Source organism: Rahnella sp. AN3-3W3 (assembly GCF_003263545.1).
GTDB lineage: Bacteria > Pseudomonadota > Gammaproteobacteria > Enterobacterales > Enterobacteriaceae > Rahnella > Rahnella variigena.
Genome location: NZ_JYDG01000070.1, coordinates 25,317 through 51,143, shown reverse-complemented (window position 1 = coordinate 51,143; position 25,827 = coordinate 25,317). Strand labels below are relative to the sequence as shown.

At 50.9% G+C, this 25,827-nt stretch carries 22 protein-coding genes; 11 read left to right on the top strand and 11 right to left on the bottom strand.

Annotated elements, in window-relative coordinates; translation table 11 throughout:
* Positions 1-479: 479 nt before the first annotated feature.
* Positions 480-728: an excisionase family protein gene (locus tag UC15_RS18695; RefSeq protein ID WP_104921770.1), complete on the top strand. Its 249-nt coding sequence runs from the start codon at positions 480-482 to the stop codon at positions 726-728.
* A gap of 34 nt (positions 729-762) precedes the next feature.
* Positions 763-2,046, top strand: a complete 1,284-nt coding sequence (locus UC15_RS18690; RefSeq protein WP_112290043.1) for a site-specific integrase — start codon at positions 763-765, stop codon at positions 2,044-2,046.
* 26 nt (positions 2,047-2,072) lie between these two features.
* Here the strand turns inward: UC15_RS18690 and UC15_RS18685 are convergent, their stop codons facing one another.
* From UC15_RS18685 to UC15_RS18670, 4 genes are all read right to left on the bottom strand, one after another.
* On the bottom strand, positions 2,073-2,522 hold the full coding sequence (locus tag UC15_RS18685; protein WP_112290041.1) for a YcgN family cysteine cluster protein: 450 nt from the start codon (positions 2,520-2,522) through the stop codon (positions 2,073-2,075).
* Between the two features lie 106 nt (positions 2,523-2,628).
* Entirely contained in the window at positions 2,629-3,285 is a 657-nt protein-coding gene (locus UC15_RS18680; RefSeq protein ID WP_112290040.1) for a fumarylacetoacetate hydrolase family protein, read from the bottom strand.
* 26 nt (positions 3,286-3,311) lie between these two features.
* A complete protein-coding gene (locus UC15_RS18675) occupies positions 3,312-4,490 on the bottom strand; it encodes a lytic transglycosylase domain-containing protein (protein ID WP_112290038.1) in 1,179 nt (392 codons plus the stop codon).
* Between the two features lie 122 nt (positions 4,491-4,612).
* A complete protein-coding gene (locus tag UC15_RS18670; protein ID WP_112290036.1) occupies positions 4,613-4,885 on the bottom strand; it encodes a YcgL domain-containing protein in 273 nt (90 codons plus the stop codon).
* A gap of 136 nt (positions 4,886-5,021) precedes the next feature.
* Between UC15_RS18670 and minC the strand changes: the two genes are divergently transcribed.
* The 3 genes from minC to minE are packed head-to-tail and all read left to right on the top strand — an operon-like array spanning position 5,022 to position 6,821.
* Positions 5,022-5,711 (top strand): septum site-determining protein MinC, encoded by a 690-nt coding sequence (minC, locus tag UC15_RS18665; protein ID WP_112290035.1) that lies wholly within the window; start codon positions 5,022-5,024, stop codon positions 5,709-5,711.
* Between the two features lie 24 nt (positions 5,712-5,735).
* Complete coding sequence (gene minD, locus UC15_RS18660; protein WP_013575324.1) at positions 5,736-6,548, top strand: septum site-determining protein MinD; 813 nt, start codon at positions 5,736-5,738, stop codon at positions 6,546-6,548.
* Positions 6,549-6,551: 3 nt separating this feature from the next.
* Complete coding sequence (gene minE, locus UC15_RS18655; protein WP_112290033.1) at positions 6,552-6,821, top strand: cell division topological specificity factor MinE; 270 nt, start codon at positions 6,552-6,554, stop codon at positions 6,819-6,821.
* A gap of 379 nt (positions 6,822-7,200) precedes the next feature.
* Here minE and rnd read toward each other — a convergent pair whose 3' ends face one another.
* The 5 genes from rnd to UC15_RS18630 all read right to left on the bottom strand — a co-directional run bounded on the left by rnd (position 7,201) and on the right by UC15_RS18630 (position 13,960).
* The gene (gene rnd / locus UC15_RS18650) at positions 7,201-8,322 is read right to left on the bottom strand and encodes a ribonuclease D (RefSeq protein WP_112290031.1); all 1,122 of its coding nucleotides are present in this window, start codon (positions 8,320-8,322) and stop codon (positions 7,201-7,203) included.
* A gap of 97 nt (positions 8,323-8,419) precedes the next feature.
* On the bottom strand, positions 8,420-10,117 hold the full coding sequence (gene fadD / locus UC15_RS18645) for a long-chain-fatty-acid--CoA ligase FadD (protein WP_112290029.1): 1,698 nt from the start codon (positions 10,115-10,117) through the stop codon (positions 8,420-8,422).
* A gap of 325 nt (positions 10,118-10,442) precedes the next feature.
* Positions 10,443-11,075, bottom strand: a complete 633-nt coding sequence (locus UC15_RS18640; protein WP_112290028.1) for a Slp family lipoprotein — start codon at positions 11,073-11,075, stop codon at positions 10,443-10,445.
* 72 nt (positions 11,076-11,147) lie between these two features.
* Positions 11,148-11,849: a tRNA (adenosine(37)-N6)-threonylcarbamoyltransferase complex dimerization subunit type 1 TsaB gene (gene tsaB / locus UC15_RS18635; protein WP_112290026.1), complete on the bottom strand. Its 702-nt coding sequence runs from the start codon at positions 11,847-11,849 to the stop codon at positions 11,148-11,150.
* 197 nt (positions 11,850-12,046) lie between these two features.
* On the bottom strand, positions 12,047-13,960 hold the full coding sequence (locus tag UC15_RS18630) for an ATP-dependent DNA helicase (RefSeq protein ID WP_112290024.1): 1,914 nt from the start codon (positions 13,958-13,960) through the stop codon (positions 12,047-12,049).
* A 142-nt stretch (positions 13,961-14,102) separates the two neighbouring features.
* Between UC15_RS18630 and UC15_RS18625 the strand changes: the two genes are divergently transcribed.
* Positions 14,103-14,447 (top strand): RidA family protein, encoded by a 345-nt coding sequence (locus UC15_RS18625; RefSeq protein WP_112290022.1) that lies wholly within the window; start codon positions 14,103-14,105, stop codon positions 14,445-14,447.
* A gap of 65 nt (positions 14,448-14,512) precedes the next feature.
* On the opposite strand, the gene UC15_RS18620 is transcribed toward UC15_RS18625, so the two are convergent.
* Positions 14,513-15,154, bottom strand: a complete 642-nt coding sequence (locus UC15_RS18620) for a bifunctional 4-hydroxy-2-oxoglutarate aldolase/2-dehydro-3-deoxy-phosphogluconate aldolase (RefSeq protein ID WP_112290021.1) — start codon at positions 15,152-15,154, stop codon at positions 14,513-14,515.
* A 274-nt stretch (positions 15,155-15,428) separates the two neighbouring features.
* Positions 15,429-16,904 (bottom strand): glucose-6-phosphate dehydrogenase, encoded by a 1,476-nt coding sequence (gene zwf / locus UC15_RS18610; protein ID WP_112290019.1) that lies wholly within the window; start codon positions 16,902-16,904, stop codon positions 15,429-15,431.
* Between the two features lie 408 nt (positions 16,905-17,312).
* Here zwf and UC15_RS18605 point away from each other — a divergent pair, with 408 nt between their 5' ends.
* From UC15_RS18605 to UC15_RS18585, 5 genes are all read left to right on the top strand, one after another.
* Positions 17,313-18,182 (top strand): MurR/RpiR family transcriptional regulator, encoded by an 870-nt coding sequence (locus UC15_RS18605; RefSeq protein WP_112290018.1) that lies wholly within the window; start codon positions 17,313-17,315, stop codon positions 18,180-18,182.
* 231 nt (positions 18,183-18,413) lie between these two features.
* Positions 18,414-19,856: a pyruvate kinase gene (gene pyk / locus UC15_RS18600; protein WP_112290017.1), complete on the top strand. Its 1,443-nt coding sequence runs from the start codon at positions 18,414-18,416 to the stop codon at positions 19,854-19,856.
* A 678-nt stretch (positions 19,857-20,534) separates the two neighbouring features.
* Positions 20,535-22,052 (top strand): aspartate aminotransferase family protein, encoded by a 1,518-nt coding sequence (locus tag UC15_RS18595; protein ID WP_369964508.1) that lies wholly within the window; start codon positions 20,535-20,537, stop codon positions 22,050-22,052.
* Positions 22,053-22,071: 19 nt separating this feature from the next.
* Positions 22,072-23,376 (top strand): lysine N(6)-hydroxylase/L-ornithine N(5)-oxygenase family protein, encoded by a 1,305-nt coding sequence (locus tag UC15_RS18590; protein WP_198659733.1) that lies wholly within the window; start codon positions 22,072-22,074, stop codon positions 23,374-23,376.
* Positions 23,377-23,390: 14 nt separating this feature from the next.
* Positions 23,391-25,775, top strand: a complete 2,385-nt coding sequence (locus UC15_RS18585) for a GNAT family N-acetyltransferase (protein WP_112290012.1) — start codon at positions 23,391-23,393, stop codon at positions 25,773-25,775.
* The last annotated feature ends 52 nt before the right edge of the window (positions 25,776-25,827 follow it).

Below are 25,827 nucleotides of genomic sequence, written 5' to 3'. Positions count from 1 at the left end.
TGCAGGATCAACCCCCTGCAGCTTATGAAAGTGCCTGGTTCATGAGGCACGGAACAGTCTAGGAAACTAGGGTCTATTCAAGGTCCATTTACCGAAAAGGATGATGCGTTAGAATTTATTTCTCGTATTGATGAGCCTGATAAAAGGTTGTATGCCTCAACCCATTCAGAGCCGATAGATGCCACGCATTCCTGCAAGCATGACAGCACTCGCCCATCAGCTGGCGGATGCATCTGCAATGACTGCGGATGGACTTCATGGTGATATATGACGCCAGAAGAGGCCGACAACGCAGTCAGAAGCATCGCAAAGAAACTCCTCACCGAACTCCGCTGTAAAGACAACCACCACACTCTCCGCGAACTACTCGATAAATACTCACCTCAAGCACAGCCATTCTGCCCTCAGCGGCATGAACCGTGGCTATGGCTAAATGTGCATGTTTATCGGGTGTTCGCAGGTAAATAGAAGAGGCAAGCATGGATAACGTTATTCATATGAACCCGAGCAAATGGGTCTCGGAAGATTTACTCATGTCCCTCACCGGCATGACCAAACACATGATCCAACACGCACGACGCAGTTCATGGATGGAAGGCCGCGAGTACCGCCATGTTGCCCCCGACCTTAACCCTAAGCAAAACAGCCCGATCATGTATAACCGCCAAGAAATCGATAATTGGGTTGAGCGACAAAGGCCGGCGATCCGCAGGAAGATTTCTGCTTAAATGCCCTCTCCTATCAACAAATGAGGAAATGAGGATGGCTGATTATCCTACTGGGGTAGAGAACCACTGCGGATTGTTGCGCGTGTGGTTCATCTATCAGGGGCAAAGGGTTAGGGAAAACCTTGGTGTACCAGACACAGCGAAGAACCGACGCATGGCTGGCGAGTTAAGGGAGTCAGTTCGCTACGCTATTAAGACGGGGAACTTCAACTACGCCGCACAGTTCCCTTCGTCAAAGCAGCTGCATAAGTTCGGCGTTGCTCAGTTGAACGTAACAATGGAGCAGCTTGCAGAGAAATGGCTGGCTTTGAAAGAAATGGAAATCACAAGAAACGGAATTAACAGGTACCGGTCATACATAAAAATCTGCATAGGTATTATTGGAGAAGACAGGCTGATTTCTTCTGTCACTAATGAAATGGTACTCGGCCTGAGGAGGGAGTTGTTGACTGGTTTTCAGATGGCTGGAATTCATCAGAAAACCCGACAACTTAAAAAGGGGCGCACAGTCAGAACGGTAAACGTCTACATGTCGTGCTTTGCAGGGATGATGGAATTTGCGGTGGCAAACGGATACATAGAACGCTCACCCTTCCTTGGGGTGAGCCCATTGAAGAAAAGCAAATCAGAACCAGATCCGTTAACTCGGGAGGAGTACGCGAGGCTTATAGAAGTTGCACCGTCACTTCAGGTAAAGAACATCTGGCGTCTGGCGGTGAATACAGGGATGAGGCACGGGGAGATTTGTGCGCTGGCTTGGGAAGATATTGACCTGAAGGAATGGACGATAACTATTAGCCGAAATATGGCTGTTGTTAATCACTTCACTCCACCTAAGACAGAAAGCGGCAACCGAACTATCAAGTTGACTAACCCTGCGATAGAGGCGCTGAAGGAGCAAATGACTTTAACGAGGATGGGGAAGCAAATAAAGGTAGATGTTCACCTTCGAGAATTTGGCAGAATTCGAAAAGATGATTGCACCTTTGTGTTCTCCCCTCGCCTGTCTGCAAGGAACGGTAAAGGTGGAGATTGGTACTCTCCTGGGGTATTTAGCGGAACGTGGAACTTCGCATTAAAGAAGGCGGGCATTCGTCATCGCAAAGCATACGAAACGCGACATACTTTCGCCTGTTGGGCATTGAGTGCTGGAGCGAATCCAAACTTTGTAGCAAACCAAATGGGTCACACATCTTCACAGATGGTGTACAGCGTTTACGGGAAGTGGATGAGCGAGAATAACAGTAATCAGATGGACATTTTGAACGCAGGATTTACGGGTGATGCCCCGTATATGCCCCGCGTTATATCACAGTGATGAAGTTCTTCAATCACTTCAAGTAGTTACTTCGCCCAGCTTGGCTTATTCATGATGTGATCCTGCCAGTCTTCAACGTCGTCTTCGCGCACGGCGATGTAACGCACGGAGATCTGCGCCGTATGCATGGCAGATTTGGATGCTTTATTCAGCAGCGGATGCCACGGGAGCAAAGGCTTGCCCTCGCCTATCAGACGATATGCGCAGGTAGGCGGTAACCAGTCGAAAGTGGTCAGGTTTTCACGCGTCAGTTTGATGCAGTCTTCTTCAAGCGTAAAACGACGTTCGTAGTTGCGGCACTGACAAGATTTAATATTGAGCTGGTTACAGGCGACGTTGGTGAAGTAAATCTCGTCCGTATCTTCATCAATCAGCTTATGCAGGCAACATTGTCCGCAGCCGTCGCACAATGCTTCCCATTCTTCGTCAGTCATTTCAGACAGCGTTTTTTGCTGCCAAAAAGCGGGTTCAGTCATGATGTGCATCCGGTATAAATAAAATGAGGGTGCTTATATAGACGCTTTAGACGTCAGATGCAAGTAAAGCCGCCGAAAGCTGCTCCGGCGACATCATTGCTTTGCGCTAAATCACGCGGGTAGTCACTTGCTTACCATTGAGTGTAGCTAAGATTTCATCGCCAGCGTGGAGCGGCCCGACACCATGAGGTGTACCGGTCAAAATTATGTCACCTGCACGCAAAGTGAAGAAACGGCTCATATAGGCAATCAGCGGCAAAAGCGGCGTCAGCATGTCACGGGTATTTCCTGACTGACGCGTTTGCCCATTGATCTCCAGCATCAACTCAGCCTGCTGCGCATCGCCAAATTCGCTGACCGGAATAAACCCGCTGATGGGACAGGATCCGTCAAACCCTTTGGCTTTTTCCCAGGGTTGTCCGGACTCTTTAAAGCGGGTCTGCAAATCCCGCAACGTGAGATCCAGCGCCAGCCCGTAACCGGCGATGGCATTCGCAACGCGATCTTCTGTTGCCTGTTTCAGCGGAGTGCCGATCAGTACCGCCAGTTCGACTTCATGATGTACAGCGCCGAAATCCTTCGGGATAGCGACAGGCTGACGGATATCGCAAAGCGCCGTTTCCGGTTTGATGAACACGACCGGCTCAGCCGATCGCTTATCGCCCATCTCTTTGATATGGTCGGCGTAGTTATTGCCGACACACACCACTTTGTTCACCGGAAAATCGAGTAATGCGCCATGCCAGTCTCTGTGTTGGTACATACAGCCACTCCTTGATATGAGGAATATCAGCCGCTGAACGGATTACGAGGTGCCGGCGCTAAAGGTGCTGAAGACGCCGGTGCGTTCTGCGCCGGTGCTGCCTCGCCGGAAACTACCGGTGTTTGCGCACCAGCCACGCCATCCGCCATCATGCCAATACTCAGCGCGAAATAGGTTGAACGGTTCCAGTGCATGATCGTACGGAAGTTATCGTAAACCAGGAAAGCCCGACCTTGCGTATCATCCGGAGTGATAATCCATGCGCGGGTGGCCGTGGATGTCAGCGGGCTGCCATCTGCTTGCGTCACGCCAAGTTGCTGCCAGTATCGGGCCGGATGCATCTGGTTATTCTTTAACCCTGCCAGATTACCGTCAAAGTTAGCGGGCAGTTTTACTTCCTGACCCCAACCCTGGTCGCCCTTCCAGCCTTCTTTAGATAAATAATTGGCCGTTGAGGCAAAGACATCGTCGGTATTTTTCCAGATATCGATTTTGCCGTCGCCATTCCCGTCAGCGCCGTAGGTCAGATAAGAGCTTGGCATAAACTGCGACTGCCCCATCGCACCGGCCCAGGAACCTTTCATCATGTCGCTGGTGGCTTTACCTGAATCAACGATTTTCAGCGCCGACATAAATTCTTTGGTGAAGAACGCTTCACGACGTCCTTCGAAGGCCAGCGTCGCCAGCGCGGAGAACACATCTTCTTTCCCCTGAATCTTGCCGAAGCTGCTTTCCATCGCCCACAGCGCCACAATGTACTGCGGCTGTACGCCATAGCGGTCGCTGGCTTTTGTCAGCGCAGGCAAATTGTTCTGCAACTGCTCTTGTCCCTGTTTGATTTTCCATTCAGGCAGCACGCGGGTCAGATAATCGTCGAGAGTAATTTTCTTCTCTAACTGATTGCGGTCAGAATTAATCACGCGGTCGACGAAATGAATATTCGCGAAGGTGCTGTCGATAGTCTGCTGGCTGATCCCCTGAGAGAGCGCTTGCGCTTTGAGTTCCTCCACATAAGCCGGGAATTCAGCGGGATCCCGTCCCTGTTCTGCCAGAGACGTTTTGCCTGAAGGCGCTGCCGGTGCGGCGGCGACAGGCTGTGTTGCCGCAGTGGATGGCGTGGTGGTTTGCCCTGAGGTGGCTTTTTGCGCTGCACAACCGCTGAGGATGATCAGCGGTGTTAACACGGCCAGTGCCGACAATTTCATCAATTTCTTCCTTTTGACTTCTGCAAGTGATTCATCGTTCTAAGCTTTGAGCACTACAACGATGAATGCAAGTCATGACGTCCGAAAGTTCGAGGATTGCCGAAACAAATGTCTGGAATGCGTTATTTACTGGCGTCGTTCAGATGAACATTCAATAAACTTTCTACCGGAGGTGGAACCTGCAGATAATAACCCTGCTCTTCAAGAGACTGACGTACTTTGACAATATCCGCAGTGGCGAGTTTTTCACGGTTGGCCAGATTTAGCATCATTGAGAACTGAGGCACGCCAAAACCTTTGAGTAATTCTTCAGGCACACGGGAAAAATCGTCTTTTTTTTCGACATACAGATAAGTCTGGTCACGTTTAGTACTTCTATAGATCACACAAAGCATTTTTTTAACTCTATTTTATTGAAACGGTGGCTTGCCTAGATATAACTGTAACTATAACATGCTTATCGTACATCGGAATATCGCCCCCCGAGTGGTATTCCGGGGATTTAGAGTTGCTGAGACTGAGTCAGGATAGATGTCACAATCGCCAATAGAACTAAAAGGCAGCAGTTTTACCTTATCGGTTGTTCATTTACATAGTTCACAACCAGAGGTTATTTATCAGGCATTACAGGAAAAAGTGGAGCAAGCTCCGGCCTTTTTGAAAAATGCCCCTGTTGTTATCAACGTTGCTTCACTCACAGGTGCAGCAAACTGGAAAGACATTCAACAGGCTGTCGCTTCTGCAGGCTTTCGCGTTGTTGGCATCAGTGGTTGTAAAGACGAAGCGCAAAAACGCGCACTTTCCCGCACCGGTTTACCGCTGCTCAGTGAAGGTCGTGCCCAGCGTATCGCTGCTGAACCACCGGTTCCTGTCGTGCCCGACAATGCCCCGGCCAAGACCCGCATTGTCAGTACCCCGGTCAGATCCGGCCAACAAATTTATGCCCGTAACAGCGACCTCATCGTGACCAGCAGTGTCAGTGCAGGTGCGGAACTTATTGCCGATGGCAATATCCACATCTACGGCATGATGCGAGGCAGAGCACTGGCAGGCGCCGCAGGCGATGCAAATTGTCAGATTTTTTGCACGCAATTAGGCGCTGAACTAGTCTCTATCGCAGGGCAATACTGGTTGAGTGATCAAATCCCGGCCGATTATCTCGGTCAGGCAGCGCGCCTCAGCCTGATAAATAATGTGTTAACCATACAACCTTTAAACTAAGCCCTTTTGACAAGGAATCCTTTCATGGCACGCATCATAGTTGTTACATCGGGTAAAGGGGGCGTTGGCAAGACCACTTCAAGCGCGGCCATTGCTACCGGTTTAGCTCAAAAAGGCAAAAAGACCGTTGTTATCGATTTCGATATCGGTCTGCGTAATCTCGATTTGATTATGGGCTGTGAGCGCCGGGTGGTTTATGATTTCGTTAACGTGATCCAGGGTGATGCCACGCTGAATCAGGCGCTTATCAAAGATAAACGCACTGAAAACCTGTTTATTCTTCCGGCCTCCCAGACGCGCGATAAAGATGCGCTGACTCGTGAAGGCGTGGAGAAAATCCTGAACGATTTAGCCGAGATGGAATTCGATTTCGTTGTGTGTGACTCCCCGGCGGGTATAGAAACCGGCGCGCTGATGGCATTGTATTTCGCCGACGAAGCCGTGATCACTACGAACCCGGAAGTCTCTTCCGTTCGCGACTCCGACCGTATTCTGGGCATTTTGTCATCAAAATCCCGTCGTGCGGAACAAGGCCTGGAGCCTATCAAAGAACATCTGCTTCTTACCCGTTATAACCCGGGCCGTGTCAGCCGTGGTGACATGCTGAGCATGGAAGATGTGCTGGAAATCCTGCGCATTCCACTGATCGGGGTTATCCCTGAAGATCAGTCTGTACTGCGTGCGTCCAACCAGGGCGAGCCGGTCATTCTGGATCAGGAATCCGATGCAGGGAAAGCGTATGACGATACCGTCAGCCGTCTGCTTGGGGAAGAACGTGCATTCCGTTTCATTGAGGAAGAGAAGAAGAGTTTCCTGAAACGCCTTTTTGGGGGATAAACCATGGCATTGTTAGATTTCTTTCTGTCCCGCAAAAAATCGACAGCCAATATAGCCAAGGAACGGCTACAGATCATCGTAGCCGAACGGCGTCGAGGGGATAGTGAACCGTCGTATCTGCCTGAACTGAAACGCGATATTCTCGCCGTCATCTGTAAGTACATTAAGATTGACCCGGAAATGTTACAGGTTCAGTTCGAGCAAAAAGGTGACGATATTTCCGTACTGGAACTTAACGTCACCCTGCCAGAGTCGGAAGAAGCGCCTAAATGACAGCAGTCCATTTAGCCTGTTTACAGGTGCTTTTTTCAGCATAGCGCCCTCTGTTTCCTCAGAGGGCCACTGCCTTTTTCGCATTCCTTTCTGTTATTTTTATCTTACCTTTCTATAACCACTGTATATAAACACACCTGGCAAATTCATTTACTGCCTTTTTTCATTTATTCCTCAAAATTTTGATTAAGACTCATCTCATTCATGCTGGAATTTAATATCCATAGACTGCTTTAATTCGGCATAATTTATGACAACCTGTTATCCGCTAACTTGTTATTCGCAGTTGTCTTGTCAGCAAAGAATAAAAAAAGAGCGGGATATTAGCCCGCTCTTTTTAATTCACTCCTGGATTGACTATGCCTTCATAACGAAGGGATCAATAATTGCTCAGAATTTCACTCAGCCTTTCAGCTAACAATTTTCCGCGCCAGCCACTGATTAATTCCGGCTGAGATTCTTTATCTTTTAACTTCCAGTGATGAGTCAGTAGTTGGTTAATCTGACGACGTGACGCCAGTAATTCAACGCTGAGTTTGCTCTCTTCGCTCACAGCCTGGATCAGTGCCTTGATATCTTTGAAGACTTTACGATAACCGGGCTGGTCGATAAGGTTCGAAATCGGTGCAGGCAGTTCAGATTCATCGAGCGCATTGGATTCTTCCACCAGCGCCAGCAGTGTGCGTCCGTGATAGCGGATTTCCGGACCACTCAGGCCCAGCGCTTCCAGTTCGCCCAGTGAGGTCGGCTGATAGCGGGCGACCTGCCACAGATTTTCCTCGCGGACCACAAAGTTAACCGCCAGGTCACGCTGACGCGCCTGATTAAGACGCCAGGCAGCTAACAATTTCAGGCAGCCTAACTGGCGCGGACGCAGCTGGAATGCATTGCCGATTTCCAGATAGGCCAGCTCAGGTTGCAGCACTTCACTGCGACGACGGCAGAGCGCCAGACACTCGTCCAGAGCCGCGTCCATCCACCCTGCTTCTTCGGTTTCACGCATCAACTGGTCGGCCAGCGGCAACAGATACCACACGTCAGCAGCAGCATACACACATTGTTTTTCGCTCAGCGGACGGGCAATCCAGTCAGTGCGCGATTCACTTTTATCCAGCTCTACGCCGGTTGTTTCCGCTACCAGACGGGCAAAACCACAGGAAAGCGGACGCCCGCTAAACGCGGCGAGGATCTGCGTATCAATCAGAGGTGAAGGCATAACACCAAAAGCATTCAGAAAAACTTCGAGGTCTTCACTGCCCGCATGGAGGAATTTGATGACATCAGGATTAACCAGCAAATCAATGAAAGGCTGCCATGCGGTGATCGGTAAAGGATCGATAAGGGTGAGCTGTTCGCCGTCAAAAAGCTGGATCAAACCCAGTTGCGGATAATAAGTGCGGGTACGAACAAATTCGGTATCCAGCGCAATTTTGCTGTGCGCTTTGGCCTGAAGACAAACCTGCTCCAGCGCGTCATTGGTGGTGATCAACTGATAATTCAAATCTTAATTCTCTTAATCATTACTGCGTTATAACGTGATAACGCCGGACATCGCCGGCGTTAAGAATCTGACTGTCACTGAACAAACGTGTTAACCGCTATGCTGCATCCTGCTTCGGATCGACTTTGGGTTTTGCCTGCTCATCGCGAAGTTCCCGTCTGAGGATTTTACCGACATTTGACTTCGGTAACTCATCACGGAACTCGACAATCTTAGGTACTTTGTAACCGGTTAATAACCGGCGACAGTGTGCCAGGAGTTCTTCGCTGGTCAGTGAAGAGTCTTTTTTCACCACGCAAATTTTGACAATTTCACCCGACGACTCATTCGGCACACCAATGGCGGCAACTTCGAGAACTTTGTCGTGTTGTGAAACTACCTCTTCAATTTCGTTAGGGTAAACATTGAAACCGGAAACCAGGATCATGTCTTTTTTACGGTCAACAATCCGTAGGAAGCCCTGCTCGTCCACTGTAACGATATCGCCCGTCGATAACCAGCCATCTTTTAGCACCTCATCGGTTGCAGACGGCCGCTGCCAGTAACCCAGCATGACCTGAGGACCACGTACCCACAACTCGCCCGGCTCGCCCGGCGCAACGTCATGACCGTTATCATCCACCAGACGTACCTCTGTCGAAGGCACTGGCAAACCGATGCTGCCACTGTAATGTTTCAAATCGTACGGATTTCCGGCCACCAGCGGGGAACACTCCGTCAGACCGTAACCTTCCAGCAAATGTTTACCCGTCAGTTTTTCCCATTTGTCCGCCACAGATTTTTGCACTGACATCCCGCCACCTACAGAAAGACGCAGCGTGGAGAAATCCAGTTCGCGAAAGTCTTCGTTATTGAGCAGCGCATTAAACAGGGTATTTACCCCGCTGATGGCGGTAAACGGATATTTGGCCAGCTCTTTGACCATGCCTGATACGTCGCGCGGATTGGTGATAAGCAAGCTTTTACCGCCCAGATCGAGGAACAGCAGGCAGTTCACCGTCAGGGCAAAGATGTGGTATAGCGGAAGTGCTGTCACCACCAGCTCATGTCCCGGCTGCAATAGCGGTGCGTACGCCGCTTTTGCCTGTTCAAGATTCGCCTGCATGTTTCGGTGCGTCAGCATCGCGCCCTTCGCCACGCCGGTGGTGCCACCGGTATATTGCAGAAATGCCAGGTCGTCATTAATGATGTCGGGTTTGATGTATTGCAGACGACGCCCGCGCTGTAATGCGGTACGGAAGGAGATCGCGTTCGGAAGGTGGTATTTTGGCACCAGCCGTTTGATGTATTTCACCACAAAGTTAACCAGCGTGCCTTTCGCGGCAGAAAGCTGATCTCCCATGCGGGTCAGAATGACGTGCTTGACCTGCGTTTTGTACACCACTTTTTCCAGCGTATGGGCAAAGTTGGAGACAATGACAATTGCACTGGCGCCGCTGTCATTCAGCTGATGCTCAAGCTCACGCGGCGTATACAGCGGGTTAACATTAACCACGACCATGCCAGCACGCAACACACCGAACAGTGCAATCGGATACTGCAATAAATTCGGCATCATCAGTGCAACACGATCGCCCTTCTGCAGACCCAGTTCGTTTTGCAGATAAGCAGCGAAAGCCCGGCTGCGCTCTTCAAGCTTGCGGTAGGTCATTGCCTCGCCCATGTTGATGAATGCCACACTGTCGGCGTAACGCAGCGCGGAATTTTCAAACATTTCGACCAGGGAACTGTAGCGGTCAGGGTCGATGTTCTCAGGAACATCTGCCGGATATCGTTTTAGCCAAACCTTTTCCAAGGTATCACTCCTGAAATCATGTTCTGTTGCCGTCTCTATTAGAAGAGTTTTATCACGTCTTTAACAATATTTTAACTCAGCTTACCAGTTGCGTTTCAAACAATGTCGAGGTTGAGAGGCGGGTCACTTTTTCTGCGCCCTTGCTTTGCCAAACCATCCATGGCTTAAAAGAAAAAGGCGGCAATTAAGCCGCCTTAACAACTACAACAACTACTGCTGTTACTGCTTTGGTGGCGGCGGCACGGGATGTGCCGGAGCCGGTTTCATTGCCGCCGGTGGGTGCCCGCCAGAATGTGGCGGTGGTGCTGCACGCGGCGACGGAGGCCTATTCGGTGACGACGCTTTCGACCCGTGCGGGTGCCGTGTTATACCATCCGGGCCCCCAGCCGGGTCCAAATCCGCGCCCCCATGAATCATAAGGGCCGCCGTAGCCATAACCCCACGGGCCAATCGGCTGCGGAGGCATTACAACCTGTTGCTGTATACGCCAGCGTTTATAGCTGTTGACGTTAACGGTGACAAAATCATAGGAAGTCTGGCCAATTTTGCCTTTCTCCACACCGGCAATCGGCCCGACGACTGTTACCAGCTGATTGCGATAATCGACAGGATCCACAAAGCCGTTGATGTAAGCCATGATCCGCCCTCGCGACGCTGCGCCTAAGATCGGCCTTGCGCCTTCATCCAGCGGTACCGTGGCAATTTCCAGGCGGGTTTTGTTTTGCAAATTGGTCACAGAGACCACTTTGCCGCCAAAACGCGACTCCTGACCGACATAAAGACCCGGTGCGCCCTGCACTGCCTGTAAATTCATCTGCGGGGTGGCCGTGGTACCGCGAATTTCATCCGGCACCGTGACACAACCCGATAACACCAAAGCACTCAGTGCAACCGCACTCAGCGCCATTTTTTTACCCGTTTTACCCGATAACTGCTGAATTACAGACCACTTACGCATTGCGATGACTCCTGTGCAAACTCTTCATTTTGACCATTTTTCAGAGCACAAGTTGCCTGACTTTACCGTCATTTACCGTCCTGGCAGCTTTTTCCACGTCACTTCATTGCGCAGATAAGTGGGTTCGGCATCTTCCGGATTAACACGGATGCCATTTTCCCAGAGCTGGAGCGCCAGCGGCAGCATATCTTCTGCATGAGGCAGTAACATTTTGCCATCAAATAATTCAGCTGCCGGAGATTCACCTAACAGATGAGGATAAGTATCCCAACCGGTTCCCACCGTCGCAAAACGGCCAGATAATTCAGCGGCGCGCGCCAGAAGTTGTTCTGGTTTGATGACCTTCTCGGTCTCTTCACCGCTCCAGACGCCCTGCGCATTGCGGCTGAATTCACCCCAGTAGACTTCACCCATGCGGGCATCAATGGCTGCGAGAACGTTATCAGCACCGGTCAGGCGATACGCACCCTGCGCCATCGTCTGTAACGTAGACACTGGCAGCAAAGGCAATTGCGCGCCCAGCGACAATCCCTGAGCCATACCAATGCCGATACGCACGCCGGTAAAACTGCCCGGTCCGCGACCAAAAGCCAGCGCGTCAAGCTGAGTCAGGGAAAGTCCTGCTTCGGCGAGAATTTGCTGAACCATCGGCAAAATGCGCTGCGTGTGCTCGCGGGCACAGAGTTCAAAATGAGCGAGCGTTTCGCCCTGATTATAAAGCGCAACCGAACAGGCTTCTGTCGCCGTATCAATTGCTAAAATTCGCGTGGACATGCCAGACCTCAGGCGGGGTAATTAATAAGTTGTACCCTATATACTTCGGATTGCAGCAAGGTGACAAGCTCGTCGATCCCAGGGAACTTAGATAACTAAGTGACTGGGGTGATTGAGCGCAGTCAACGCATCTGCAATCTGAAATATGACGGGTATAAGAGCCTTTTTCGGGGCGGCATCTTAGCATAAACAAAGGGCTATTTCTGCTCTTCGACATCCTGTAAAAAGCGGATCGCTTGTGCCAGGTCACGCGTGCGCGGGGTCGGCGGCAAACTATTGAGGAAAACTTCGCCATAAGGACGCATCACCAGCCGGTTATCGCAAATCACCATAACACCCCGGTCAGAGGTATCACGGATCAAACGCCCGACGCCCTGTTTCAGCGTAATGACCGCATCGGGTAATTGTACGTCATTGAACGGGTCTCCGCCGCGTAAGCGACAGTCTTCAATACGGGCTTTGAGCAGCGGATCGTCAGGTGACGTGAACGGCAGTTTATCGATGATGACGCAAGACAGCGCATCGCCCCGCACATCCACGCCTTCCCAGAAACTGCTGGTCGCCACCAGCAAGGCGTTACCTGCTTCGACAAACTGCGCGAGAAGCTGGCCTTTACTGGTTTCGCCCTGCAATAAAACCGGCAACGTCAGGCTGGCTCTGAATTCCTCAGCCAGTTCGCGCATCATTTTGTGTGACGTACACAGGAAGAAGCAGCGGCCTTTGTTGGCTTCAATCAGCGGACGCAGCATACGCGCCAGCTGCTTCGAGCTGCCACTGACGTTCGATTCAGGCAGAAAGCGCGGCACGCATAACAGCGCCTGTTTGGCGTAATCAAACGGACTTGGCAGCAGTAATGTTTCTGCCTCATCCAGCCCGAGACGTTCGGTAAAATGATGCAGCTGATCGTTTACCGAAAGCGTAGCTGAAGTGAAAATCCACGCGCCGGGTTTCTCTTTCATCATTTCGCTGAATTTATCGGTTACCGACAACGGTGTCAGCGCCAGCACGAAATGGCGTGAGTTACATTCATACCAGTAACTGTAGCCGGGAATGGACACGTCTTTCAGGCGTTTCAGACGATTGCGGTAAAGCGTGGCGCGTTCGAAAGCAGCATCGAGCAGCGCAGAACGCCCGAGCGACAATTTCACCACGTCATAGCAAAGTTCCAGCGCGTCATCGAGTAATAACAGCGCGCGCTGGATAGCGGGCTGGTTAAGCACATCGCGCAGATTGCCGCGAAAACCCGGTTCACCAAGCGCCAGACGAAAATCCATCGTGCTCTGGCTCAGACGATCAGCACTTTTTTGTAACTGCACGGAATCACGGACTTCCGTGCGGTAAGCGATCGTGATGTCTTTCGCCATATCCAGCAGCTGACGGCTGGTCACCTGCTGACCAAAATACTGGCTGGCGATATCAGGGATCTGATGCGCTTCGTCGAAAATCATCACGTCAGCCTCGGGAATAAGCTCACCGAAGCCGCTCTCTTTCACCACCATATCCGCCATAAACAGATGATGGTTAACCACCACCACATCGGCGTCCATCGCCTTGCGACGGGCTTTTACGACAAAGCATTCTTTATACAGCGGACAGTCACTACCAAGGCAATTGTCGTTGGTGCTGGTCACCAGTGGCCAGACAAAACTGTCTTCCGGCACCACGTTGCAGGTGCTGATATCGCCTTCTTCCGTGCTGCTCGACCAGTGACGCAGATGTGCCAGTTCGCTGAGCGCCTGGCTGGCGAGATCGCCGCCGGAGAGTGATTGCTGTTCCAGACGTTCCAGGCACAAATAGTTTGAGCGCCCTTTCAGCAGCGCCAGACGACCTTTGAAATTCAGTGCGCTGGCGACTTTAGGCAAATCGCGGGAATACAGCTGATCCTGTAAGTTTTTCGAACCAGTGGAGATAATGACTTTTTTGCCGGAACGCAGTGCCGGAGCAAGATACGCATAAGTTTTACCGGTACCTGTACCGGCTTCGACCACCAGCCCCTGCTTACCGGTGATGGCTTTGCTGACAGCCTGCGCCATCAGACGCTGAGGTTCACGCGGTTTAAAACCTTCAATTTTCTGCGCCAGTGCGCCGTCTGTTGCGAAATCGTCTGTCACTCTGTCTCTCTACCTGTACGGATCAGCAGTGATTATGCCAATCCCTTGGCTTCACTACCACCGCCATCTGCCAATCCAACGCATTCATCCTTTGTGATACCCTTAGCGCCATCATAAGTATGTGACTAACCGGAGTTAAAAAATGACCATCGAACGTATTCGCCCTGAGCCACGGATGTCCGACATCGTGATCCATAACGACACCATTTATTACACCGCGGTACCGGAAAATCTGGACGCGAATGCGAAAGATCAAACGGCGGAAACGCTGGCGATTATCGACGCAGCGCTGACTGAAGCGGGCTCAGACAAAAGCAAAATTCTGGATGCCACACTGTTTCTGGTGAATAAAGAAGATTTCCCGGCCATGAACGAAGCCTGGGATGCGTGGGTATCGCCGGGCAATGCCCCCGTACGTTGCACCGTGCAGGCCAACCTGATGAATCCGAAATACAAAATTGAAATCAAGATTATCGCTGCACGTTAATCACTGATTTTCGGACATAAAAAAACCTCCAGCCGGAGGTTTTTTATTATCAGCGTAATGCTTTATTACGCTTTTGCACCCGCTACAGCTTCTTTAGCGAGTTCGGTGATTCGTGCATAATCACCGCTTTCCAGCGCATCAGCCGGCACCAGCCAGGATCCACCGATACACAACACGCTTTTCAGCGCCAGATAATCACGGTAGTTCGCCGGTGAAATACCGCCAGTCGGGCAGAAACGCACCTGCGGGAATGGCCCTGCGATAGCCTGCAACGCTTTCACGCCGCCGTTAGCTTCCGCCGGGAAGAATTTAAATTCACGCAGACCAGCATCCAGACCCATCATCAGTTCTGAAACAGTGCAGATACCCGGGATCAGCGGGATCGAACCGGCATTCGCAGCCTTAAGCAATGCATCGGTCAGACCCGGGCTAATCGCGAACTGCGCACCGGCTTCGGTCACTTCGGCCAGTTGTTCAGGATTGAGCACAGTCCCTGCGCCAATAATGGCTTCCGGCACTTCTTTGGCAATCGCACGGATCGCATCCATCGCACACGGGGTACGTAAGGTGACTTCCAGAACGCGCACGCCACCGGCAACCAGCGCTTTGGCCAGCGGAACGGCATGTTCCAGTTTATTGATAACAATCACAGGAACGACCGGCCCTGAGGTCAGAATTTGTTCCGCGCTTGTTTTCCAGTTTTTCATCTTGCTCTCCATTCATGCCCGCAGGCACCGTTGTGATTGATGGCGCGCCCCTGCCACAGGGACCAGTAATTTTTTCACAACGAAGAAATCACTGGAAACCGACCACACCCGATTGGACGATACTACCCTCCCCGTCATGTCTGAAGCCGCAGCGGCGTTGGCTACATTTGTTAACCCGAATCACTGACTCATGTCAGCTCATCGGGACTCACTCACTTGCCGCCTTGCTGCAGCCTCAAACATTTTGGGGAGTAATGACTCAATAAATTATTCGTTATTCGAACTCATTCCAGGAACGGCCGTCGCGGGTGATCATCGCCACAGAAGCCACAGGCCCCCATGTCCCGGACTGATAAGGTTTTGGTGCTTCGCTTTCTGCAGCCCATGCGTTCATGATGGAGTCGACCCATTTCCAGGCTTCTTCCACTTCGTCACGACGCACGAACAGCGCCTGGATACCACGCATGGTTTCGAGCAGCAGACGCTCGTAAGCATCGGCAATATGTTGCTCATTGAAGGTTTCAGTGAAGCTCAGATCCAGCTTGGTAGTTTGCAGACGGTGTTTATGCTCCAGACCCGGTACTTTGTTCAGTACTTCGATCTCGATCCCTTCATCCGGTTGCAGACGAATCGTTAGTTTGTTCTGCGGCAACTGCTGGTAAGAATCACGGAACAGGTTCAGTGCCGGGCTCTTGAAATACACCACAACTTCTGAACATTTGGTCGGCAGACGTTTGCCGGTACGCAGGTAGAACGGCACGCCCGCCCACTGCCAGTTATCGATATCCACGCGGATAGACACGAACGTTTCAGTGCTGCTGGTTTTCTTCGCGCCTTCTTCTTCAAGATAGCCAGGGACTTTCTTGCCCTGCACGAAGCCGGCAGTGTACTGACCGCGTACGGTGTTTTCACGTACATTAGACTGATCGATACGGCGCAGTGAGCGCAGTACTTTCACTTTCTCATCACGGATTCGGTCGGTACTCAGATCAGCCGGTGGAGACATGGCGATCATGGTCAGAATTTGCAGCAAGTGGTTCTGGATCATGTCACGCATCTGACCCGCATCATCGAAGTAACCCCAGCGGCCTTCGATACCCACTTCTTCAGCAACGGTGATCTGCACGTGATCGATAGTACGGTTATCCCAGTTGCTGGCGAACAGGTTGTTGGCGAAACGCAGTGCCAGCAGGTTCAGTACCGTTTCTTTACCCAGATAATGGTCGATACGGTAAACCTGAGATTCTGCGAAATATTCGGCAACCTGATCGTTAATAACCTGAGACGACTCCAGCGAGTGGCCGAGAGGTTTTTCCATCACGACGCGCGCAGGCTCTTTATTCAGGCCCGCTTCACCCAGACCGCGGCAAATAGCCCCGAAGTGGCTTGGCGCAATCGCAAAGTAGTTAATGGTGGCACGATTTTTCTGGTCGAGCATCTTGCCCAACACTTTGAAATGCTTCAGATCATTGACATCAAGGTTACAGAAATCAAGACGGGCACTGAGTTTGTCCCACAGTTCCGGATCAATTTTTTCTTTCATGAAGGTGGTCAGTGCTTCTTTAACCACTTCGGTATAGGCCGCTTTGTCCCATTCCGCACGTCCGACACCGATAATGCGGGTATCCGGGTGAATGTGACCCGCTTTCTCTAACTGATACAGGGAAGGCAACAGCTTACGGCGCGCAAGATCGCCTTTCGCACCGAAAATTACCAGATCACAAGCCTGGGCTGTCTGAGTTACCGCCATGTTCTTCTCCTCAATGCAGGAATACCTGACATATTTCTGGTTGCTTCGCCGGAGCTGCAACTCGAATTATCCCGGGTACATATTGTAATTTTATTTCAGCAACAATGTACTCTGATTGCCCGTGAGCCGTAAACCATGATCTGACAAGGTAATAACTCTGCGGAAAACCTTATTTTTATCATAAGTCTCTCAGGTGCTCTTAAAACCCACAACATCCTGTAATTTTATGACAAAACTGAACAGAATTTACCATACTGAAAGTTAGATCTCGGTCAAACTCTGACAAAAAAAGCCGTAAATTCGCCTGGCTGACGCTGCCAACGGCATTAAGCGCGTAGTATATTTTCATCAAATCAGTCCGATTTCCTCTTTTCAAAGAAATCGTTGAAACCTATGAGTAGCATGCTTATGAATACGTTGGAAAAAATCCAGACTCACCTTGACATTCTGAGCAAGTCAGAACGCAAAGTTGCTGAAGTTATCCTGGCATCGCCGCATGTTGCTATTCACTCCAGTATTGCCACCCTCGCCCGCATGGCCGACGTCAGTGAACCTACTGTAAACCGTTTTTGCCGTCGTCTCGACACAAAAGGGTTTCCGGATTTTAAACTGCATCTGGCACAAAGTCTGGCAAATGGTACACCTTATGTGAACCGTAACGTGGATGAAAGCGACAGCGTCAGCGCTTACACCAGTAAAATTTTCGAGTCCGCGATGGCCAGCCTTGACCAGGTGAAGAATACCCTGGATATCGCCGCCATCAATCGTGCCGTCGATTTACTCACCCAGGCCAAGAAAATTTCCTTCTTTGGCCTGGGCGCTTCCGCCGCGGTCGCCCATGATGCCATGAACAAATTTTTCCGCTTTAACATTCCCGTGGTTTACTTCGACGATATCGTCATGCAGCGGATGAGTTGTATGAACTCCAGCGAAGGCGACGTGGTGGTACTGATTTCGCACACCGGACGCACCAAAAATCTGGTCGAACTTGCCCAACTCGCCCGTGAAAACGATGCCACAGTGATTGCGATCACTTCTTTTAATACACCTCTGGCCCATGAAGCGACGCTGGCTTTGTTACTGGATGTTCCCGAAGACACCGACGTTTATATGCCGATGGTTTCGCGAATTGCCCAGCTCACGTTGATCGACGTGCTGGCAACCGGTTTTACTCTGCGCCGTGGCGCAAAATTCAGAGATAACCTGAAGCGGGTCAAAGAAGCGTTGAAAGAATCGCGCTTTGATAAAGGGACAGTCGTCCCGACCCTGCATGAGTGAGCGTGTTCAACAGGCTAAGGCATAAATCATTCAACAAAAGAATGAATAAAGCACCATTGATTTAATAGGGAGTCTGGCCGGAAATCTTCGCGCAACGTGCGCAAGACGAAAGCCAGACATAAGGCCAGCGGGTCACACAGGTGAAACTCTTTTGTATTACAATTACACCTCCGGCAAAGTGGACTCGTTGTTTTTTGCATTACCATGTTTCATCAGTTAACGGAGTTAGGCATGTCCAGAAGGCTCAGAAGAACGAAGATCGTTACCACCCTCGGTCCGGCAACTGACCGCGACAATAATCTTGAGAAGATCATTGCAGCGGGCGCAAACGTTGTACGTATGAATTTCTCTCACGGAACTGCTGAAGATCACATCCTTCGCGCTAACAAAGTGCGTGAAATCGCCGCCCGCCTTGGCCGCCATGTCGCCATTCTCGGTGACCTGCAAGGTCCTAAAATCCGCGTTTCTACCTTTAAAGAAGGCAAAGTCTTCCTCAATATTGGCGACAAATTCCTGCTCGATGCCAACATGAGCAAAGGTGAAGGCGATAAAGAAAAAGTCGGTATCGACTATAAAGGTCTGCCTGCTGACGTCGTACCGGGCGACATCCTGTTGCTCGATGACGGTCGCGTGCAGCTCAAAGTGCTCGAAGTTCAGGGCATGAAAGTGTTTACCGAAGTCACCGTTGGTGGCCCGTTGTCTAACAACAAAGGCATCAACAAACTGGGCGGTGGTCTTTCTGCTGAAGCCCTGACTGAAAAAGATAAAGCAGACATTATTACTGCGGCCAAAATGGACGTAGATTATCTGGCAGTTTCATTCCCACGCACCGGCGAAGATCTTAACTACGCACGCCGTCTGGCCCGTGATGCAGGCTGTAACGCGCAGATCGTGTCTAAAGTTGAACGCGCTGAAGCCGTTGCCACCGACGCCGCAATGGACGACATCATTCTGGCTTCCGACGTAGTGATGGTCGCCCGTGGCGATTTGGGTGTGGAAATTGGTGACCCTGAACTGGTCGGTATCCAGAAGAAACTGATCCGCCGTGCCCGTCAGCTGAACCGTGCAGTGATCACTGCGACTCAGATGATGGAATCGATGATCACCAACCCGATGCCAACCCGTGCTGAAGTGATGGACGTGGCGAACGCCGTGCTCGATGGCACCGATGCGGTCATGCTTTCAGCAGAAACCGCCGCAGGTCAGTATCCGTCTGAAACGGTTGCGGCAATGGCACGTGTTTGTCTGGGTGCTGAGAAAATCCCTAGCATTAACGTATCCAAACACCGTCTGGATGTGGAATTCGATAACATCGAAGAAGCCATTGCGATGTCAGCGATGTATGCTGCCAACCACCTGAAAGGGGTGACGGCGATCATTTCCATGACGGAATCAGGCCGTACTGCTCTGATGTTGTCCCGTATCAGTTCTGGCCTGCCAATCTTTGCCATGTCCCGTCATGAGCACACCCTGAATCTGACCGCCATTTACCGTGGCGTTACGCCGGTCTTCTTCGACAGCGTCAACGACGGCGTAGCGGCGGCTCAGGACGCGGTAAATCTGCTGCGTGATAAAGGTTATCTGTTGTCAGGTGATCTGGTGATTATCACGCAGGGCGACGTCATGAGCACCATCGGTACCACCAATACCAGCCGTGTGCTGCGTGTTGATTAAACTCAATATGTAATTAAATATGTATTAAGGGTCGATCATTATGATCGGCCTTTTTATTTCCCCTTCCACACACTTTTACCCCGAAACAATCCGGTTAATTGCCTGCCTTAATTTGATCATTATTTTGCCATCTGGGCGAAATAATTTGCTGCCCTGCTCTGACAAAAATTTTTTAAACGAAATAGGCCCTCATTTAGTGTGTATTAATATAACTTTTTATATTGATAGAAACGGTTATTTGCGCTCATAAACGAATAACAAATACAGAATGCTCCCATGTGAAAAAATCTTTTTATGATCAAATCGACTGATAAATGTGACTTACATCACATTAAACAAGCTTAACTGAAGCAATCATCCAAATGTTCAATGCCGTAGTTGAATGATAATGATTTGCATTTATAATGATTCTCATTCGTTAAAACCTTGTATAAGTCCGCACTAAGGAAATCAAACAAGACGTAAACGCTGTTATTTGCGATAAGAAAACAGATAAAACTACACACCTGACAGGCGTGGCCTTAAGCCCTGCCTGCTAATACACACGTTCACTGAAATCTCCTGACTTTACCGGGTGGCCTCCCCTTGCCCGTAGTAAAGGGAACGGAAAAACAGAAAGGGTCCAAGATGAGCCAGATAAATAATTGGGAAATAATGCAGGACAGTGCCAAAGACCTCATGATCACTCAGGCTAAAATAAGTGAAAATAAGGGTTATATATTCAATCAAAATAGCACGCCGGAATGGCAGACCCAGATTGAACAAGGGATTGAATTAATTAAATCTCACATTAACCACACGGAAAAACCTTTTTCCGGTGTATCTCCCGCTGAATTAGCAGAACAATTTCGACATATTGATCTGACCAAACCCCTTGCAGGAACACGTCTGGCTCTGGAGGAACTGGATGATTTATATCTTCAGCACGCGGTTTATTTTCATCACCCGAAATACCTTGCACATCTGAACTGTCCGACCGTGGTTCCGTCCCAGCTGGCGGAGCTTTTTATCAGTGCGATTAACTCCTCCGTAGACACATGGGACCAAAGCGCAGGTGGCACCTTAATTGAGCAAAAAGTCATCGACTGGACTCTCGCCCGTATAGGTTTTGGCGCACAGTCCGACGGCATTTTCACCAGCGGCGGTACGCAATCCAACCTGATGGCGATGCTGCTGGCGCGTGACAGTCACTGCAAACGTACCCGTCCGCAACACAGCATCAAATATCAGGGTCTGCCGCCGGAAGCTATCCGCTGGCGTATTTTCAGTTCTCAGGTCAGCCATTTCAGCATTCAGAAATCCGCTGCCCTGCTCGGCCTGGGTTATGACGCCGTGGTGCCGGTGGCTTGTGACAGCGCGTTCCGTATGGATATAAACGCGCTTAAAGCCGAAATCGAGCGCTGCCACGCAGAAGGGCTGATCCCGATCGCCGTGGTGGCCACTGCCGGCACCACCGACTTTGGCAGTATCGACCCGCTGAATGAAATTGCTGAAATCTGCCGCAAAGAAAAAATCTGGATGCATGCCGACGCCGCTTACGGTTGCGGATTACTGGTGTCGCCTCAGCATCGTCAGCGCATCGAAGGTATTCATCTGGCGGATTCCGTCACCGTGGATTATCACAAATCCTTCTTCCAGCCCGTCAGCTGCAGCGCGTTCCTGGTTAACGATCACAGCCATCTGGAGCATGTTACTCACCACGCCGAATACCTGAATCCGTTGAGTGCAAAACTCGAAGGCACACCGAACCTCGTCAACAAAAGTATTCAGACCACCAAACGTTTTGATGCCCTCAAAATGTGGCTGACGCTGCGCATCATGGGCCAGCAGGCTCTGGGTGAATCCTTTGATGTGCTGCTGGAACGCGCCACTGAAATCCATCAGATGATGGAACAAAACCCGAACATTGAAGTGCTGCATAAACCGGAGCTCAGCACGCTGGTGTTTCGTTTCGTGCCACGTATGTCCATGAATCATGAGCAGATTGACGCGATTAATGCCGGTATCCGTAAAGCGATTTTCCGCGACGGCAGCGCCGTAATTGCCGGTACCAAAGTGCATGACCGTCAGTATCTGAAATTCACCTTGCTGAACCCGACCACCACCACGGAAGACGTTGCCGATGTGCTCAGTCTGATCACGCATTACGGCAAAGAACTGACTGCCACTGCGCTGAGCGCCGCCAAAAACCGGTAAAAGGAGCCGCACCATGAATATGAATTCAACCGAACAAATGTATGATTTTATCGCCGTGGGCATCGGCCCGTTTAACCTCGGCCTGGCCTGTCTGACTGAACCGGTGAAAGAGCTGAAAGGTCTGTTTTTAGATCAGAATGACAGCTTCGACTGGCACACTGGCATGATGCTGGAAAGTGCGCATTTGCAGACGCCGTTTATGGCCGACCTGGTCACGCTCGCCGATCCGACCAGCCCTTACAGCTTTCTGAATTACCTGAAACTGCAGGGGAAACTCTACTCATTCTACATCCGTGAAGATTTCTTCATGATGCGCAAAGAGTTTAACCAGTATTGCCAGTGGGCGTGCAGCCAGCTGACCAGCCTGCAATTTTCCATGCGTGTGGAACTGGTGACCTGGGACGCAACGCAGGAATGCTATCTGGTTCAGACGCGCTCGACCAAAAGTAACGAGAATCAGATTTACCGCACTAAACGGCTGGTGCTGGGCACTGGCCCGTCGCCGTGGATGCCCGCCTGCGCCCGTGATGCGGGCAACAACGTGCATCACTCTTCAGCCTATCTGCCGAACAAAGAACAGGTACAGAATTCCAAATCCATCACCGTCGTCGGCAGCGGTCAGAGCGCAGCGGAAATTTACTATGACCTGCTCTCTGATATCGATAAGCATGATTACCATCTGACATGGGTGACCCGCGCACCGCGTTTCTATCCGCTCGAATACAGCAAACTGACGCTGGAAATGACCTCACCGGAATATATCGACTATTTCCACGAATTGCCGATGGCCAAACGCGATCAGCTCAACCGTGAACAGAAGTGCCTGTATAAAGGCATAAATATCAGTCTGATCAACGATATCTACGACCTGATGTACATCAAGCGCCTCGACGGCCCGCTGAACGTTGATTTGTACACCCATTCAGAACTGACATCGCTGACCCGCAACCACCATGGTGAACTGGAGATGAACCTGCAGCACCACGAACAGCAGCAGGAATACCGGCACCGCACGGAGTCGGTGATCCTCGCCACCGGATACGGCTATCAGCCGCCGCAGTTTGTCGAAGGCATTTACAACCGCATTCAGTGGGATGAAGCCGGTCGTTACGCCGTCAATCGCAATTACAGTATTGATGCCCATAACCAGATTTTCGTACAAAACGCCGAGCTGCATACCCACGGTTTCGTTACACCGGATCTGGGCATGGCATGCTACCGCAACAGTACGATTATCCGCGAAATGCTGGGGCGCGAAGTATATCCGGTGGAGAAATCCATCGCCTTCCAGACCTTTTGCACCCGCAAACTTGCCGGAAATTAACGGAGAATTTACCGATGACTGATGCTATTCCCAGTTCCGTATTTTCCTGCCAGCGTGCCGCAGGAAAACTGTCCTTTCGCCCTCTTGCGCTGGAAAAAGATGCCGCCATTTTGCATGGCTGGATGATTCAGCCCTACGCGCATTTCTGGGGGATGCAAAACAGTACCGTCGCCGAAGTGGATGCGTTTTACCGCGACCTGACAGCGGGAAACCCACGAGCCGCGCTGATGGGTGAAATCGACGGCCAGCCGCAGTTCCTGATTGAATGCTATCCGGTTCAGGACGATCCATTGCGTGAGCATTACGACGTTCAGCCCGGCGATATGGGCATGCATATCCTGCTTTCTCCCGCCGACAAACCTGTCACAGGTTTCAGCTGGCAGGTGTTTTCCGCAGTCATGGAATACCTGTTCAGCCAGCCGGACGTGACACGCGTGGTGGTCGAGCCCGATGTGCGCAACGAGAAAATTCACAAGCTGAACAAGCGCGCCGGTTTCCGTTATCAGAAACAAGTTCAGCTGACACACAAAACGGCATGGCTGGCATTTTGCCAGCGTGAGGATTTTATTCAGGCCAGCCAGAAGGAAAAAAACAGTATGACGCCATCCACTATGCAAACAGGTCAGCATCTGCAACCTGAAGTCTGGGCAAAAGCCAATGCCCTGCTGCTGCGCAAATGTCTGTCCGAACTCACGCACGAGCGCCTGCTCGACCCGCAGGCATTGAAAACTACCGGCACCTGGACAGACTATCAGCTGGCAGTACCAGCCACGGAAATCGAATACCGTTTCCGTGCGCGCCAGTTGCCGTTAAATGACTGGATGATTGATCTCGACAGCATTCAGCGCCTGGATAATCTCAGCCCGCAGCCGCTGGATGCCGTGAAATTCATCATTGAATTCGCTGAACAAATCGGCATTTCTCAAGCCATGCTGCCGACCTATCTGGAAGAAATCAGCAGTACGCTTTACAGCAGCGCCTACAAACTGGTGAATAACCACACGACGGCAAAACAGCTGTCAGTAGCCGATTTCCAGACCGTTGAAACCAGCATGACCGAAGGCCATCCGAGCTTCATCGCCAACAACGGTCGCATCGGTTTTGATGCCGGTGATTATGTGCGTTACGCGCCGGAAGCAGCCAATCCGCTGCAACTAGTCTGGGTAGCGGTTCACCATGACAAAGCACATTTCGCCAGTGTTGAAGGTTTGCCGTATGAAAAACTGATCGCCGAGGAACTGGGCGACGCGCAGATTTGTGCCTTCACGCAGAAGCTGGTCGATATGGGCGTGGATCCGAAAAATTACTATTTCATGCCTGTTCATCCGTGGCAGTGGCAGAATAAATTGCTGACCGTTTTCGCCCCGGATATTGCCCGTCAGTTCCTGATTTATCTCGGTGAAGGCAATGATGAATATCTGGCACAGCAGTCAATCCGCACCTTCTATAACGCCAGTCGTCCCAAAGCGCGATACGTCAAAACCGCTCTGTCGATTCTGAATATGGGCTTTATGCGCGGGCTGTCGCCGTATTACATGGCGACCACGCCGGGCATAAACGAATGGCTGGCGGAACTGGTGGAAAACGATTCCTATCTGCAATCCACCGGTTTCAGCATTTTGCAGGAAGTCGCTTCTATTGGTTATCACAATCATTACTTCGAAGAAGCGATTAAAGGCGACAGCGCGTACAAGAAAATGTTTGCCGCCTTGTGGCGCGAAAATCCGGTTGCGCAGTTAAAGCCGAATCAGCGACTGATGACCATGGCGGCGCTGCTTCACACCGACAAATATGGCGATGCGCTGATTGTCGAGATGATCAAATCCTCCGGCCTGGCGACCGGTGACTGGCTGAAACGCTATATGCACGCCTACCTCAGCCCGCTGCTGCACTGTTTCTATCAGTACGATCTGGTGTTCATGCCGCACGGCGAAAACCTGATCCTGCGTTTCGAAAACAATATTCCGGTGAATGCTTTCATGAAGGATATCGCCGAAGAAATTGCGGTAATGAATCCCGACGCTAACCTGCCGGAGAAAGCCAAACGTCTGGCCGTCGATGTGCCGGAAGACCTGAAAATTCTGTCGATCTTCACCGACGTCTTTGCCGGCGTATTCCGCTTCATCGCCCGTATTCTGGAAGAGAACGGCAATTATCCGGCCGGTCAGTTCTGGCAGGTGGTGGCGGAAGTGGTGCGTGATTACCAGATTCAGTATCCGGAACTGGCCGGGAAATTTGCGCGCTATGACATGTTTGGCGCCGAGTTCACGCACTCGTGCCTGAACCGTCTGCAACTGGCGAATAACCAGCAGATGATCAACCTGTCAGATCCGGCGCAAAATCTGAAATTCGCCGGTTCGCTTGAAAACCCGATTGCGGCGTACGCTAACCGCTACTGAGCAACACTTTAAAGTGATGAAACTTTAATGTGATGAAATTTTAATGTGATGA